This window comes from Moorena sp. SIO3I8 (assembly GCF_010692325.1).
GTDB lineage: Bacteria > Cyanobacteriota > Cyanobacteriia > Cyanobacteriales > Coleofasciculaceae > Moorena.
Genome location: NZ_JAAHHW010000006.1, coordinates 18,594 through 35,043, shown reverse-complemented (window position 1 = coordinate 35,043; position 16,450 = coordinate 18,594). Strand labels below are relative to the sequence as shown.

Sequence of the window (16,450 nt, the reverse complement as noted above, 5' to 3'; positions counted from 1 at the left end):
CAAACCTTCAACTTTAAAAGATTGATGAATTTGGTCTATAAATGTGCCTAATCCCTTGACATATCCCCAAAAGTTAGAGTAGACAATCAATAACATATGCTTACAGTTTAAACCGGATTGGATATTACTCAACCTGGGGCATCCTATGGAAATTTCCTTAATTAAACAAGGGCAATTAAATGCCCAGAACTGGTCTGGCAATAACATCACACCAGACCTATCAGTGGTGGTACCAATCTACAATGAGGTGGAGAGTTTGCCCCACCTGATTGATGCGATCGCATCCAGCTTAACCGATACTCAGCTCAGCTATGAGCTGATTTGTGTCGATGATGGCTCTACAGATGGTTCCACCCAACTGCTCAAGGAGCAAGTCCTCTCCCGCCCTAATGTGCGAGGGGTAATTTTGCGTCGTAACTATGGTCAAACAGCTGCCATGGCAGCTGGGTTTAATTATGCTCGGGGTCGTGCCATTGTTACCTTAGATGGTGACCTACAAAATGATCCAGCTGACATTCCCATGCTGCTTGTCAAACTTGAGGAAGGCTATGACTTGGTTAGTGGCTGGCGCAAACATCGGCAGGATGCGGCTGTAACTCGCTTACTGCCATCCAAAATTGCCAACTGGCTGATTGCACGCACCACTGGGGTTAAACTCCATGACTATGGCTGTTCTCTGAAAGCTTATCGCTCGGAATTGGTAGCGGACATGAACCTCTACGGTGAGTTACATCGGTTTTTACCAGCCTTGGCATTTATTGAGGGGGCAAGAATTACCGAGTTACCCGTGCGTCACCATGCTCGTCGCTATGGTAGTAGCAAGTATGGTCTGGGGCGAACGTTCCGGGTGCTAATGGATTTGTTGACCATCTTCTTCATGAAGAAATTCCTCACCCGACCCATGCATGTATTTGGATTACTAGGTCTGAGTTCCCTAGGCACCGGAATAATCATTGGGGCTTATCTGACCATTCTCAAGCTAGGACTGAATCAAGAAATCGGGGATCGGCCTTTACTGATCTTGGCAGTACTTTTGATCTCGACTGGTGTACAACTGTTTAGTCTTGGTCTACTGGGGGAACTACTGATGCGTACTTACCACGAATCTCAGGGAAGACCGATTTATCGGGTCAGAGAAGTGGTGTCCTCTAATGTTGAGCAACCTTAGTGATATCACTTAGAAATCCAGTTGGTTAGTGGCTAACCAAAGTATCATCAGCCCCCATTCACAATTTAAATTGTGAATGGGGGTGCTTTGGGGAGATAGGGAGATGGGGAGATGGGGAGATCTCACAGGGGTAGGTTTTTTACAAAGGGGCAAGTACGTACTTTTATTGTCTTTATCCAGAGCACGAGTGGGGGAAATATTGTCAAGTACCAGAGCGCGAGTGGGGGAAACCACGGCAGTTCCATCAAGACAATGATGATTTTTAACAACAAATTAGGTATATTTTCTTATCCCCCACACCCGGTCACCCCACACCCGGTCACCCCACACCTAAGGTCTTTGTAAAAAACCTACCCTTATGAGGATGGGGAGATCGGGAGATGCTCAGATGCTAGACCAGCTTTTGCACAAGTGGCTCGTACTCAAATTTAAATGCATATTAGCTTAGCCACCAACCAAAGGGATTTCTTGAAGATTGGCAATTTTTAAAGATTATATGAAGTTTCTCATCAAGATTTCATTAAGCTCCAGATTACTCGTTGATTTGTATAATTTGTTTAGGGTTTAATTAAAAGAGAATTTTTTTGGATAAAAAATCCCTTAAAACCAGTTCTGCATAACACTTAGTTGTGCAGTAAGGTTCATCCTCAGGGAATAAATTAGGAGCAGTTTTAGTTTCTAGTTAAACAATTATTTAATCCATTTATATCGGTGTTTACCATTGAGTCATACATTCTTGCTCAGTGAAGGCTGTTAGTCATAGCTGAAATTAACCACTGGTTATTGTTAAATTATTTTAAGCTCTACCGTAAAATTACTGAGCAATAGTGAAGCTTTAATCAAGCTGGCTTGGAAAGCGGGCGCTCTTGCTCAGGGTGCTTTGAATAACATAGGGGGAGATCAACGTGTATTTAAAGAGCAAAACTAATCGGCTTAGAGATCGGCTTGAGGTCAAAAGCAGCAGGGATAAATGGACTGTCTGGGATAATAAACCAGTCTCCTATGATCAACGAAATGTCAGTAGGATGAACATTCTATTGCTCGCTCCTCATCCGTTTTATCAGAATCGTGGCACACCAATCGCAGTCAACCTGGTCTTGAAAGTGCTTTCTGAACGGGGAGACAAAGTTGATGTCGTGACTTATCCTGAAGGGCGTGACATCAATTATGAAAATATCAAGATATACCGAACCCCTAAGCTTCCTTGGGTTCGGAATATACGACCAGGCTTCTCCTGGAAGAAAATCGTCTGTGATGTTTTCATGTTGCTTGCTGTAATTCGCCTAGTGACTAAGAAACGCTACGATTTGGTTCATGCTGGAGAAGAATCCGTCTTTATTGGTTTAGGGCTCAAAATCCTGTGTAAGATTCCCTATATCTATGACATGGATTCATCTATAGCCCAACAAATGATTGAAAAGTATCCTTTGCTACATATTTTTTCGTCAGTATTCAACTTTTTTGAAGGACTGGCTGTGAAGAATGCCAAAGTCGTGGTTTCAGTTTGCGATGCTTTGGCAGCAGATATTCAAAAGTACAAGCCCAGAAAAACTGTAGTTATTCCAGATATATCCTTGCTTAACTCTAATTTTTAACAAATTCCTAAAAAGTAGTTAAAGTTAGACTAAATATTGAAACCCTCTAGACTTTAGAATTGGAGGATAATAAATTAACTAATAATTGTTAATGATCAACAAAACCTATTGTTAGGATGCCCTAAGACTAAGTTTTATTTTGTAAAGAAAGATAATTATCGTAAAAATGTGCAGGTTATTGTAAATTGTTGCTGACAAATTCAACAGTTTCAAGTTCAAGATTCAAATTCAAGATTCAAATTCAAGATTCAACATTGGTGTAACTATGTATAGTACTATGTATAGTAATTTGAGACGTGAGCTAGCAATCGATAATCTACTCCTGATGTATGTAGGCAATCTGGAGACTTATCAGGGGATTGACCTACTTCTAGACAGCTTTGCGTTGACCCTTGAGCAGACTGATCAGGCTGAGTTAGTCATTATCGGTGGAGAAGCGGACGACATTCGGAAATACACGAATAAGTCTCACTGTCTTGGCATGCAACAACATGTCCATTTTTTAGGACCGAAACCAGTTGATGATCTGGCTATCTATCTGGAGCAAGCTGATATTTTAGTCTCTCCGAGAACTAAGGGTAAAAATACCCCGATGAAACTCTACTCCTATCTCGATAGTGGTAAAGTCTTGTTAGCCACAGATTTGCCAACCCATACCCAGTTGCTAGACAATCACGTTGCTCTGCTGAGGAGCCCAGAGGCCAAAGCTTTCGCGGAGGGAATGGTGGCTCTGATCGCTGATGAAAAGCTACGACTGAGGCTGGGCAGTGCTGGCAAGAAATTGATTGAAAAAAGGCATACTTATGCGGCTTTTCGGCAAAAATTAAACAGTCTTTATGATTGGCTACATCACGAGTTAGTAGAGCATATAGCGTAAGCACCTAGTGTAAGACAAGTAATGAAAAGGAACCTAGTAGAGTTAGCCAGAAACTCTTACGACCTATTAGTGATCGGTGGTGGCATCTATGGAGCTTGCGTAGCTTGGGAAGCAACCCTCAGGGGATTGTCAGTAGCCTTGGTAGAAAAAGCTGATTTCGGTGGCGCTACCTCTGCTAATAGTTTGAAGACTATCCACGGAGGATTACGGTATCTCCAGCATGCTGACCTTAAAAGGATGCGTGAATCCATTCATGAACGCACCAGTTTAATGCGGATTGCGCCTCACTTAGTTCATCCATTACCAGTATTGATTCCCACCTACGGCCATGGCATGAAGGGAAAAGAAGTGCTATCTGTGGCACTTGCTATCAATGACCTGATCAGTTGCGATCGCAATCGCCAACTCGATCCCCAAAAACACATATCCAATGGTCGGGTAATCTCTAAGCAAGAGTGTCAGCAGCTGCTTCCAGGAATTCCCCAGGAAGGGCTAACTGGAGCAGCAGTCTTTTATGATGCTCAGGTCTACAACTCTGAACGGTTGACCCTCTCTTTTCTACGCTCAGCTGAGCAAGCTGGGACAGTGGTGGCTAACTACGTAGAAGTGACTGGATTTCTCCAAGCTGGAAATCGGGTTACGGGTATTCAGGGGCAAGATGTGTTAACTGGGAATCAATTCGACATCCGCGCCAAGACTGTGGTCAACACCAGCGGACCATGGACAAATCGGGTGTTAAGTTTACTAAACCAACCCCAGCAGCAACCCCAGCAGCAACCCCAGCAGCAACCCAGAGTTCCCCTTGCCAAAGCCATGAACCTGGTGATTCGCCGTCCCCTCTGCCAAAGCTATGCTGTGGGTATTTCCACGCCATACTCCTATCGTGACTCCGATGCCATAGTTAACAAGGGGTCTCGCTTACTATTTATTGCGCCCTGGCGTGGTAAATCCCTGGTCGGTACATCCTATGCTGTTTGGGATCAAGACCCGGATAACTTCAACATTACTGAACAGGATATTCAAAACCTACTCGATGACATAAACCAAGCATGGCCATCGGTTAAACTCAACCAAGCTGATGTCGCCTTCGTCCATGGTGGCTTGCTTCCTAGAACTGGCATTACTGAGACCGGAGAGCCACAACTGGCTAAAAACTATCAAATCTTCGATCATGCCAAAGAAGAATTGCCAGGATTGATCTCGGTGGTTGGGGTGAAATATACCACTGCCAGAGATGTGGCTGAGAAAGTCGTTAACCAGGTATTTCGGTCATGGGGGCAAAAGCCTCCCAAGTCCCTGTCATCAGTTACGCCAATTTACGGTGGGCACATCGAACAATTTGAAGTGTTTTTGCAGACAGCAATCTTTAAGCAACCCTATGGACTGGGGCAGGAGGTAATGGGCCGCCTCGTGTATAACTACGGTAGTGCCTATCAAGATGTACTGCTATATTTGGAGCGAGGATCAGATCACTCCTGTACACCTACTGATGATTTAGCTGTACTCAAAGCTGAAGTCTTGTATGGGGTTGTTGAGGAAATGGCTCAAACATTAGGTGATGTGGTGTTCCGGCGGACGGAACTGGGTAGTGCTGGTCATCCCGGAAACGAGGCCCTCAGAATCTGTGCTGAGGTGATGGGGGCGGAATTAGGATGGAGTCGGTCACAAATAGAGCTAGAGTTAGACAAGGTTAATCACATTTTTAATGTTGGAGGTGTATTAAGTCAGGAGAAAAGTATTGGAATTGAAACCCTTAACGGTCCGGTAAGTTTAGCCCAGAAGATCCGTTGAGGTTTTGGTCCAAGATTTTAGCTGAATCTGCTGGAAGCAGCACCAGTTTATGGAAATCAGGGAAATTCTAACAGAAATCCATGGTAGCTACCGCTCAAAACCATCAATTAATCCTAATTGATGGTCACGTTCACCTTCATGACTGTTTTGATATCGATCAACTGCTGACCTCAGCTTGGGAAAATTTCCAGCAATTTTCTGGTCAAGCAGGTGATGGAGAAAATTTTCAGGCTGTATTGTTATTGACAGAAATAGAGCATCAAAAATGGTATAAGAAGTTAGCTGATTTAGCTCAAAACAATAATCAGTATAGGGTAAGCCAGGGAAAAACTTGGATGTTCCACCGTACCCAGGAAGATTTATCCTTATATACCTGTAACGCCTTAGGGCAAGGAATGTTCTTAATTGCTGGTCGCCAAATTGTGACAGCGGAAAACCTGGAAGTATTAGCCTTGATCACTGACCAAAACCTTGAAGATGGTTTCCCCTTAGACGTAACCATTAAAGCAATTCTGTCCGCTGGGGGAATCCCTATACTACCCTGGGGAGTTGGTAAATGGATCGGAAATCGGGGAAAACTATTAAATAAGCTCTTGGAAGACAATAATTTTCCCAAGCTTTTTCTAGGAGACAATGGTGGACGTCCTGTATTCTGGTCACGACCAGTTTTGTTCAAACAAGCAGAGAAAAAAGGATGGCGGATATTACCAGGAAGCGATCCACTTCCTTTGGCTTCTGAATATTGTCGTCCTGGAAGTTTTGGATTTACTATCCAGGGTTCCTTGAGTAATCAAGAACCAGGAAAAGATATCAAGGAAATGCTACTGAATCCCCTGACACCTATTCAGGGGTATGGTTCTCTAGAAAACCCCTGGCGATTTATTCGTAACCAATTAGCAATTCGGTCTAAAAAAAATAGCAATTAAAAATAAACAAATGACTAAAGGAATTTAACAGTGGTTTCTACAGGTGATTTTCCCGAAACAGCCGATATCGAAACATCTTCTGAGGATTATGCCTCCCGTTTTGCCGGGGAAATTGGGGCTTGGCTACTCAAAGTCCAGGAAGACGCTACGTTGAAAATGCTGACTCCTTATCCTAAAGCCACCATCCTTGATGTGGGAGGAGGACATGGTCAACTCACAGGGGCTCTGATTCAAAATGGTTATCAACTAACTGTGCTTGGTAGTGCGGATGTCTGTAAGGGGAGGATTCATAATTTTATTGATGCTAATCTTTGTTCCTTCAAGGTGGGCAATGTTTTGGATCTACCTTACCCAGATGGAGCTTTTGATGTTGTGATCAGCTATCGATTCCTCGCTCATGTCACTCAATGGCAGTCTTTTTTAACAGAACTAAATCGAGTAGCAAAGCAAGCAGTAATCCTAGACTATCCTACAGTGAGGAGCGTCAATGCTATTGCCCCCTATCTATTTAAGTTCAAGAAAGGGTTGGAAGGAAATACACGAGAGTTTATCTGTTATCAGGAACATGAGCTTCTAGAATTTTTCAAATCTATTGGTCTGAGCAAAGCTGAGCGCTATCCTCAATTCTTTGTGCCTATGGTACTGCATCGTGCTTTGAAATCTCCTAGCTTATCTTCATTTATGGAGAAGTTAGCTCGACTATCAGGCTTGACTAATTTGTTTGGTTCACCAGTAATTTTAAAGCTTACCAAGAGTTAAGCCAGATGCCGATTAAAATTAATTGTATAAACTTGCTTGGTGAAATTCCAATATTTTTTAGGTTAGCTCAGAAAGTAGAATATGGAAGATTCTCAATTCAAACTCCCAACTGGCAGTCGCGTCTTAGTGACTGGAGCTACAGGGTTTACAGGTTCAGTTCTTGTACGTAAATTAGTGGCACAAGGTTTAGATATCGTCGCTATTGCACGTCCTAGTTCTAAACTTGAGCCTTTCAAAGACCTTAAAATTGAATGGATTAGAGGGGATGTTTTTGATGAAGAGTTAATCAAGAAAGCCATAAAAGGAGTTAACTATATATTTCATATTGTAACTCCTTTTCGAGAAGCAAAATCTGCTGACAATGTCTACTATAATGTCCACGTTGTAAGCACACAATTGCTAGCTAAATACGCTTTAGAAGAACCAGATTTTAAGCGTTTTGTTCACGTTTCAACAATTGGTGTTCATGGTCATGTCGAAAATCCTCCTGGTGATGAAAATTGTCCAATGAATCCTGGAGATATATATCAAGAAACCAAACTAGAAGGAGAACTGTGGATCAGAGATTTTGCTAAAAAGGAAGGCTTACCAGTCACTGTGGTACGACCCTCAGGAATCTACGGTCCTGGGGAGAAACGGTTTTTAAAAATTTTCAAAATGGTTTGCCGTAAGTGGATACCAATAATTGGCAATGGCAGTAACTTACTGCACTTAATTCATGTTGATGATTTGACCAATTTTTTTATACTATCAGCCACCCATCCTAAAGCAGTGGGAGAAGTTTTTATTTGTGGAAGTAAGGAGGCGATAACCTTTAAAGAAATGGTCTCTATTATTAGTGAATACTATGGAAGTTCCTTTAAATTCATTAGCTTGCCAGCTGCGCCACTGTTTGCATTAGGGGATTTTTTGGAATTCATCTGTCGTCCCCTGGGGATAGAACCACCTATTTATAGAAGACGGCTAGCATTTTATACGAAAGACCGCTCCTTTAACACAGCAAAAATGATAAATTTACTGGGGTTTGTGCCTGTCCATTCCGATGAAGAAGGGTTAAAGGAATTAGCCCAATGGTATCTTGACCAAGGATGGATATCTCTTTGATTTGGGTTAATGGGGATTCAATCAGTGAAAACTGGCTGGTTATACTGAATGAGTAAGTTGAATGAGTAAATCCTGATTAGTATTCTGATTCCTAACTTCTTGGCACAACTATTTGTATCGTTCATCCCGTGAAAACGTAATAATTTGGTAGTGATTGAGGAAAAAATGAAAAAAATTACAGTTCTCGGTAACTTTTCAGGTCGCAATGCAGGAGATGCTGCTATTTTAGGCAATCTGCTCGATGATATTGCTGCAGCACATCCCGATGCGTTGTTTATAGTACCAACTCTCAACCCACGCTTCGTCAAACGCCATTTTGGCCACCACAATCTCAAGGCACTTGGATTAATGCCTTGGAATGGTGCTATTAAGATTTTTGGTTTGCCAACTTTCCGAGCAATGTTGCAAGCTGATCTGGTGCTAGTAACCGATAACATTCTGTTTGATCGCAAGTTACTCAACCCACTGTTTAACTATCTCTCCACAATTTCCTTAATCGCCCCAGCTTGTAAGGCACGCGGTATTGCGATCGCACTTTACAACGCCAGTCTAGGACCAATTACTACATCACTGGGCAAGTATGCTTTGCAAAGAGTTCTTGATGCTAGCCCAATGCTGATCCTGCGAGATGAGCAATCAAAGCAACTGCTTGACCAACAGAAACTGAATTACCAGGACGTTTACATCAATGCGGATTGCGCCATCAACACTACCCCGCCACCAACAGAACGCATGGAGGAGATCATAGGCAAAGAGGGGCTTTTCAAAAATCCGAAAGGCACTATTGGTTTCAATATCAATGCCTACATCGATAACTGGCGCAAGGATAACAAGACTTTTGGGCGCGAACGCTTTTTGCAGGCAATCGGGTCTACTCTCGACCGACTGATTGAGGAATTAGACATTGAGATTATGTATACCATCACCCAAGTCATGGATACCAAGATTACCAACGAGAGTTTGAAGTATGTCAAGCGGCGCGATCGCATCCGGGTAATCAGTAATGCTACTTATACCTACCAGGAAATTGCTGGCTTGCTACAGCGGGTAGAAGTCCATGTGGGGATGCGGACTCATTCCGTAATTTTGGCTTCAGGAGTTCTCACCCCTGTAGTGGCCATTAACTCCTACCCTAAAACAGCAGGCTTCATGAAAACCATTGGTCAGGACAACTGGTTGATCAACTTTGATGAACTAACCACCAACACCTTGACAAATTTAATTAAGTCTGCTTGGGAACAGCGCCATGAAACGCGAGCGGCAATGACACCACTGGTGCAGCGGGAGCAAGCTAAAGCCCGCAGTAGCGTTGAACTGGTGAGCCAATTGTTGGCCCAGAGGCAGCAATCTGAGGTGCAAGTTACAGCTTGAGCAACAGAGAGGAAAAATTGAAAAAATCGAAGGCAACAGAATTAAGCATGTCTGAAGATGGCTATTTGCCACTTCACAAACAGCAGCAGACTGAGCCATTGTATGTGGTTCCCAAGGATCTGTGTACCCGTTGCGGTGCTTGCGATCCCATCTGCCCTGTAGACTGCATTTCCTTTGACGAACACCGATACCCAGTTATTGATACTAAAACCTGTGTTGACTGTGGACTCTGTGTAAAAGTTTGTCCCGGTATAGACTTTGACTACACTGCTCAGTATAAGAAAATGTTCGGCGTTGAGCAGGCACCAGAGGGGCTTGGTGGCATTTACGAGAGCGCCTTTTTGACTTTTGCTAACAATCCCCAGGTGCAGGCAGAAGGTAGTGGTGGTGGACTCGTTTCCCAACTGCTGATTGGTATGGTCAAAGAAGGGATAATTGATGCTGCCCTGACTGTGGGTTATGAGCCAGATGATCCCATCACACCCACACCTGTGATTTGCCGCACCGAGGCAGAAATTCGAGCCACGGCTGGCTCCAAGTATTGTGTTGTCCCCCATGCCAAAGTCATACGTGACGTCAAAAAACTGGAAGGCAAGTTTGCCTTTGTCGGTGTAGGCTGTCAGATTGAGGGTTTACGGAAATTGGAGAAGGTCTATAAGCCTTTGGTACGCCGGGAAATCTTCACCATTGGCTTAGCTTGCCACGGCACCTTAGAAAAAGAAGGTACTACTGAGTTGCTATCCCACCGTCGTCTTCCCCAAGAGAAGATCAAGCGCTTCTTCTATCGTGGTGGTAACTTCCCTGGCAAGTTTCAGATCGAAACCCTCGACGGTCAGCGCCTCGACCTGCACAGGTTTGATTACAAGGATGGTGCCTATAATTACCTCTACCATCTCTATACACCCCAGCGTTGCCTGATGTGTCCTGACTATAGTGCTGAGTTTGCGGATATTTCAGTTTCCGACTTCTGGGTGCGCGGTGAGGATGGCGAGTACCTACACCCGGAAGGTACAAGCATGGTCATGTGCCGCACGGAACGTGGTCAAAAGATTTTACAACAGATGCGTGAATCGGGCTATATTACCGCTATGCCTTTAGGTAAGCAGGAAGTGGAAGCCAGTTTTGATCACCTCTACCGTGACAAACGTGTCTCTCCCTTCGTGCGTATCCAGTGGCGTGAAGCCCAGGGAATATCTGCACCCCAGTACCATTTACCGATTTCCCCACCAACTAAAGAAGACCACCGTCACGAGGGTTTGCGTCAGGCTACCTTTATTTTCTCTAAGCGCAAATGGATGCGCCAGTTGATGCTGGCCATCTTTTTCTCACGGTTTGGGGAAGTGTTTACAGCAGTGAAAATGCGCTACAAAGCCTTCAAGGCTGCACGGCGCTTACGCAAACAAGCAAAAAAAAGGCAAAAACAAGACCCTGCCTTGGATACCCAATAAATAATTGACATCAAGTAAGTAAGGTAAATCTAATGATCAGTATAGATGAGCAAAACTCCAAAACCTCAATCTGGTAATAGTAGATAGTAAACCAATTACCAATTACTAATTACCAATTATTAATTACTAATTACAAATGACAAATTACCAATGAAAAATCTTTAACAAGCTCTTGGAATGCCGAAAAACTCGACACTACGTTTTGTCCGCATTGCTGGCACAACTGCACTATTAGTATATGTTGTTCACAAGGCAGGGTTGTTCAGCGCTGACGGACGGCGGGATTTGTTAGACACCTTCGTTCACGTCAAACCACCATTTTTGTTGGCATCGATTGGGTTTGGGCTGTTGCTTAATCTATCTAGCGCCTTCAAGTGGTACATGCTTTCGCGCTCTCGTGGCTTGCCAGTTAATCTTTGGCGGCTGTTTGCTTACTATATGGTTGGTCAATTCTTCAATCTGGTGCTGCCAAGCAGCATTGGGGGCGATGTGGTCCGGATGCATCAACTAGGGCGCTACACTGGACGCTACGCCGATGCTGTAGCCTCAGTCTTTGTGGAACGTTTCACTGGTTTGGCCACCCTGGTCTTGTTAGCAATGGTGGCAGTAGTGGTCAACCTGCACCTGTTCAACCTGCCCTGGTTGACTATTGGCCTTGCCATCGGGTCAATAGGCATTGCATTGATCTGCTGGTTGATTATTGACCAACGACCATTCCGGTTGACTCAGAAGCTATTGGTAAGGCGTGTACCCTTGCTGCAGAAACTCTTCGTCAAGATTGAGAAATTTCGGCAAGCAGTGCTGGCCTATCAGAGTGACCCAGGGGCAATCTGGGGGGCTCTAATTAATTCTCTAATCTTCTACTTCTTAGCGGTCATGAATGTCTGGGTTAGTGCACTTGCCTTCGGCTCCAAGATCGATTTTGTCAGCATGCTCGTAGCAGTGCCAGTTATCCTCTTTATCATGAACTTACCAATCTCGATTGGAGGTATTGGTCTGATGGAGTTTGCCTACAGCTTCACTCTTGGGTTGGTAGGTGCTACCCCTGCACTAGCATTTTCAACGGCATTGCTGTTGAGAGCAAAGACCCTGTTCCATGCTGGAATTGGTAGTCTACTTTATCCGTTCGTCAGTGATGGTAGCCCCATCCGTGAGGGAGTACCGATGGAAGTGACGAACAAATACGGAGAAAATGGTGATGACTAGTAAACATGAACAGTTTCGCTTCAGCGCTGTCTCAGCTGATAGTAAAAGCTCGTTTATAAAAAAGTATCAGGATTTAGTCTTAGGTGATCGTAGTTGGAGGCGACTTCTACAATATGAACTGCTGACGCTGCTGGTAGGTCAACTCCCTGGTGCTCTTGGGCTAGGGCTGCGGCGCATCTTATACCCGCAGTTATTCGGTAGTGTGGGTAAAAATGCACTCTTCGGTCATCACCTCACCTTGCGTGCACCGGGTCGTATTCACCTGGGTAGCAATGTGGTACTCGATGACTATGCAGTACTGTCCGTAAGGGGTTTTGAAGATGAGCGGATTGAGATTAGTGATGGGGTGCAAATTGGTCGCTCGGCTCAACTCAAGACCCGTGCTGGCTCTATTTTTATCAGTGCCCATGCCAATATTGGTGCAGAGTGCCGCATTGACTCGACTACCGAAGTCCATATTGGTCAGCACTGCATTTTCGCTGGTCGTTGCTATTTAGGTGGTGTTAGTCACCAATTTGATCGTACGGATATCCCGATTGTCGAACAACCACTAGCAACTAAGGGTGGTGTACACATCGGTGATGATGTCTGGCTAGGAGCACATGTGATTGTTTTGGATGGGGTAACTATTGGTACAGGTGCAATAGTCGGTGCGGGTGCAGTAGTAACCAAAGACATTCCAGCATACGCGATCGCGATGGGTGTGCCAGCACAGGTACGAAGCTGGCGCAAGGTAGAGCTTGCGGAGAGTTATCAAAATGGATCAACAGAATATAAAAAACCCTAGTTTAGGATACCAATCCCGCAAAAACAGATGGGATTTTGGTCTATTTTCAGCATTTTTATTGTTCAGTTTTATCAACTTGGGATGTGTGAGTCAGTCCAGCACGGAAAAATCAAGGACTCAGGCTAATAGTTTAGCTTATTCTCAAATTGAACCCCTAGTCATTCCTGTAGGTGGACCAGCTCCAGACAGGCGTATTGGTGGGCTGATTACAACAGATATTAACGATGACGGCCAACAAGATTTTATCATCACTAAGTCAGATTATATTGCAGTTCACGATCATTCTGGAAAAAAGCTCTGGGCAAAGCAGATCAACATTCAAGTGGTAGGGAAGTCGGAGCAAAACGGACTACCTGGAACTCATGGACCAGGTGTCCAAGCAGCTGATGTAGATGGAGATCAAAAGACAGAAGTTCTGTTTTTAACCAAGGACAATACCCTTCATATTGTTGAAGGGTTCAATGGACAGACTCAGAAAACTATAAAACTCCCATCTCTAGAAGGTACAGAGGGTTGGGAGCACCTAGTAGTAGCCAATTTCCGGGGCAAAGGCGATCGCGATTTACTACTTCAGGCCACGAATGCTGAAGGATACCGTATGGGTCGTTATCTAGCAGCCTATTCCCTAGACAACCTACTCAAAGGTGAAAACCTTAAACCTTTGTGGACCCGAGATGATTTCCTTGCCAATGCCCACAATGGGGCACGGGTGGCAGATCTCGACGGAGATGGCAAAGATGAGGTTTTGGGCGGGACGATTATATCACCATTAGGAGAGCTACTGGTGCGAATTCCCATAAAAGGTCATATTGACTCCCTGTTTGTGGCTGATGTGCGTCCAGACATCCCAGGATTAGAGGTGGTAGCTCTGGAAGAGGGGGGTGGCAATCGGGTTTTCCTTTATAACCGCGATCGCGTAATTTGGAAAACCCACTACAAGCATCAAGAACCACAAAATGCTGCCATTGGTGATTTTGACCCCCAACGACCGGGATTAGAAGTTTGGTGCCGCAGCCGTTACCAGAAGCACCAGAAACCCTTTGTATTTGATGCCCAAGGTCAACTGATTGCTAACTATCAAATGGATGATGTTGCTCCCAAGGGATGGACAGAAAAAGGTGTAGAGGTGATCTTCCCGATTGATTGGACAGGAGAGTCGAGGCAATTAGTGGCTGTCAAAGAGCGCCATAAACCAGGAGACGTCGGAATTTTCGATGCCCTGAGTGGAGAATTTCTCCATCGGTTCAAAGAACAGGCGGCGAGACTTTACGTTGCTGATGTGTCTGGGGATTGGCGGGAAGAGGTGATGGTTCTCAATGGGAATCAGCTGCACATTTACAGCAACCCCGAAGCTAATCCCAATCTTGATCGCCCACGGCTATGGACTCAAAACCAGTACCGCCGCAGTAAGATGACTTGGAATTACTACAGTCCATAAACTAAAAAACAATGGAAAAAAGGTTAGCTGCTAGGAAAAAATTGATTCTTACGATAATTAAATGCGGCGTTTCCATAGTGCTACTGTCTTGGGCGTTGCGCAAGACAAATCTGCCGGAAATTTTCCTAGCTGTGAGTTCTGCCAACATTCCTCTTTTAATAGCAGCGTTTGTGGTCTACTTAGCCAGTTACTACATCAGAGCTCATCGGTGGCGGGTACTGCTTTTGGCTCAGAATGTGAAAGCTAGGATCCCTTATTTGTATAAGTCCTACATGGTCAGCATTTTCTTCAGTAATTTTTTGCCCTCCACTATTGGTGGGGATGCTATTAGGGCTTATGATGCCTGGCGCTTGGGAACCAGCAAGTCAGTCGCACTAGCCACTGTGTTTTTGGATCGTTTCCTCGGTTTACTGGGTTTGATGCTGTTTGGCCTCGGGGCGCTGTTTTTTTCTCAGACATTGATCGCCCAGTTACCATTACTTCACCTGTGGGTAATGCTAGGTACAGCAGCAATTCTGCTTTTACTCTCGATGATTTTCATACCCTCTCAGAAGATTTCAAGGGTTATTAGCAAGATAAAACTACCCTTTTGGCACCCCATAAAAAACAAGGTATTGAATATTATTAAAGCTTTCCTTGCCTTTGGTAACCGCAAACATGCCTTGGGTATGTCTATGGGGTTGTCACTGATGGTGCAAATCAGTGTCATCGCTCATTATTACCTAATTTCCAAGGCACTGGATTTACCGGTTCCCCTTCTTAGTTTCTTTGTGATCATTCCCCTAGTCTCCTTGATCATGGTGTTGCCTGTATCGATCAACGCGATTGGTCTCCGTGAGAATGCATTTGTATTCTTTTTTGCGGCTTACGGCTACAATATTGCCAGATCCGAAGCGATTGCCTTTGCTTGGCTGGCTTACGGAATCGTGATAATTCAGGGGCTGCTGGGGGGAATTGTATACGCTTTGCGCAAGTAAAGGTGATTAACTCAGATCAGGTAAGGTCGTGATCAGGTAAGGTCGTGATCGGGTAATCGGATGATCAGGTAATCAGGTGTAATGGTGATCAATAAACAATAGTCAGAGCAAATATAAATTACCAAATATAAATTACCAATTACCAAATATAAATTACCAAATATAAATTACCAATTACCAAATATAAATTACCAATTACCAATATAAATTACCAATTACCAAATATAAATTACCAATTACCAATTAAAATTACCAATTACCAATTAAAATTAATAAAATGCCATCACCAGTAGGACACACATTAGCCGGTATTTGTGGATTTGTTCTGGCACGCCCTTATGTAGCTTGGCATCAGCAAACTCGGCTGTTGTATGGTTCAGTATTGCTCACGAATTTGCCAGACATAGACATTCTGCCTGGATTGCTGCTGGTTGGAAATCCAGGAGCTTTTCACCGTCAGGCCACCCACAGCTTGATAGTAGCCGCCGTAATTGGCATCTTCGTTGCTTGGCTAGTGGGACGTTGGAGGTTAAATCGGCTCCGGTGGGGAATTTGGGCAGCTCTAGTTTATGGCAGCCACATTCTCTTGGATATGCTAGTAGCTGACCCAACAGCACCTTTCGGAGTCCAGGCACTCTGGCCTTTTTCCCTAGAGTATTTTATTTCACCTATTACCATCTTTGCCCGATTTGATTATTTTAATCCAGAATTGGGTATGGTGCGCACCATATTGAGTATTCCTAATTTCTTGGGAATACTGTGGGAAATCGTAGTACTTACACCATTGGTAGGACTGGCATGGTATGGGTTTGGGAAAACTGACGGCAGAAAACCATTGGCCAGATAGAGGCCAAGGGTGATGGTGTGATCAGGTGATCAGGTTATCGAGACAATAATAGATCTTTTGCATAAATGACTAAAACAAGGCTGATAAGTAATATGGCCGTGTGTCCCAATTTACTTTGGTAAGAGGTTAATCGTTCTTTGTTGATGGCGATCAACC

15 protein-coding genes are annotated in these 16,450 nt (G+C 44.2%); all 15 read left to right on the top strand.

The window, feature by feature from the left end:
• Positions 1 to 145 precede the first annotated feature (145 nt).
• Positions 146 to 1,168, top strand: coding sequence for a glycosyltransferase family 2 protein (locus F6K51_RS04325; RefSeq protein ID WP_293018320.1), 1,023 nt, complete (start codon positions 146 to 148; stop codon positions 1,166 to 1,168).
• A gap of 103 nt (positions 1,169 to 1,271) precedes the next feature.
• A complete protein-coding gene (locus F6K51_RS04320) occupies positions 1,272 to 1,424 on the top strand; it encodes a hypothetical protein (RefSeq protein ID WP_293018318.1) in 153 nt (50 codons plus the stop codon).
• A 769-nt stretch (positions 1,425 to 2,193) separates the two neighbouring features.
• Positions 2,194 to 2,763, top strand: coding sequence for a glycosyltransferase family 4 protein (locus F6K51_RS04315; protein ID WP_293018316.1), 570 nt, complete (start codon positions 2,194 to 2,196; stop codon positions 2,761 to 2,763).
• A 265-nt stretch (positions 2,764 to 3,028) separates the two neighbouring features.
• A complete protein-coding gene (locus tag F6K51_RS04310; RefSeq protein ID WP_293018314.1) occupies positions 3,029 to 3,640 on the top strand; it encodes a glycosyltransferase family 4 protein in 612 nt (203 codons plus the stop codon).
• A 21-nt stretch (positions 3,641 to 3,661) separates the two neighbouring features.
• Complete coding sequence (locus F6K51_RS04305) at positions 3,662 to 5,431, top strand: glycerol-3-phosphate dehydrogenase/oxidase (protein ID WP_293018312.1); 1,770 nt, start codon at positions 3,662 to 3,664, stop codon at positions 5,429 to 5,431.
• A gap of 80 nt (positions 5,432 to 5,511) precedes the next feature.
• Complete coding sequence (locus tag F6K51_RS04300) at positions 5,512 to 6,357, top strand: hypothetical protein (protein WP_293018311.1); 846 nt, start codon at positions 5,512 to 5,514, stop codon at positions 6,355 to 6,357.
• Between the two features lie 30 nt (positions 6,358 to 6,387).
• Positions 6,388 to 7,116, top strand: coding sequence for a class I SAM-dependent methyltransferase (locus F6K51_RS04295; RefSeq protein ID WP_293018309.1), 729 nt, complete (start codon positions 6,388 to 6,390; stop codon positions 7,114 to 7,116).
• 81 nt (positions 7,117 to 7,197) lie between these two features.
• Positions 7,198 to 8,220, top strand: a complete 1,023-nt coding sequence (locus F6K51_RS04290; RefSeq protein ID WP_293018307.1) for an NAD(P)-dependent oxidoreductase — start codon at positions 7,198 to 7,200, stop codon at positions 8,218 to 8,220.
• 165 nt (positions 8,221 to 8,385) lie between these two features.
• On the top strand, positions 8,386 to 9,591 hold the full coding sequence (locus F6K51_RS04285; protein ID WP_293018305.1) for a polysaccharide pyruvyl transferase family protein: 1,206 nt from the start codon (positions 8,386 to 8,388) through the stop codon (positions 9,589 to 9,591).
• A 17-nt stretch (positions 9,592 to 9,608) separates the two neighbouring features.
• Entirely contained in the window at positions 9,609 to 11,039 is a 1,431-nt protein-coding gene (locus F6K51_RS04280) for a Coenzyme F420 hydrogenase/dehydrogenase, beta subunit C-terminal domain (protein WP_293018303.1), read from the top strand.
• 177 nt (positions 11,040 to 11,216) lie between these two features.
• Positions 11,217 to 12,245 carry a lysylphosphatidylglycerol synthase transmembrane domain-containing protein gene (locus tag F6K51_RS04275; RefSeq protein WP_293018299.1) on the top strand — a complete coding sequence of 343 codons (1,029 nt, stop codon included), beginning with the start codon at positions 11,217 to 11,219 and terminating at the stop codon, positions 12,243 to 12,245.
• Positions 12,238 to 13,032, top strand: coding sequence for an acyltransferase (locus tag F6K51_RS04270; RefSeq protein WP_293018297.1), 795 nt, complete (start codon positions 12,238 to 12,240; stop codon positions 13,030 to 13,032). The genes F6K51_RS04275 and F6K51_RS04270 overlap by 8 nt, the downstream gene beginning before the upstream one ends.
• An 85-nt stretch (positions 13,033 to 13,117) precedes the next feature.
• Positions 13,118 to 14,470 carry a hypothetical protein gene (locus F6K51_RS04265; protein ID WP_293018295.1) on the top strand — a complete coding sequence of 451 codons (1,353 nt, stop codon included), beginning with the start codon at positions 13,118 to 13,120 and terminating at the stop codon, positions 14,468 to 14,470.
• An 11-nt stretch (positions 14,471 to 14,481) separates the two neighbouring features.
• Positions 14,482 to 15,447, top strand: coding sequence for a lysylphosphatidylglycerol synthase transmembrane domain-containing protein (locus tag F6K51_RS04260; RefSeq protein WP_293018293.1), 966 nt, complete (start codon positions 14,482 to 14,484; stop codon positions 15,445 to 15,447).
• 277 nt (positions 15,448 to 15,724) lie between these two features.
• Positions 15,725 to 16,294, top strand: a complete 570-nt coding sequence (locus F6K51_RS04255) for a metal-dependent hydrolase (protein ID WP_293018291.1) — start codon at positions 15,725 to 15,727, stop codon at positions 16,292 to 16,294.
• Positions 16,295 to 16,450: the final 156 nt, after the last annotated feature.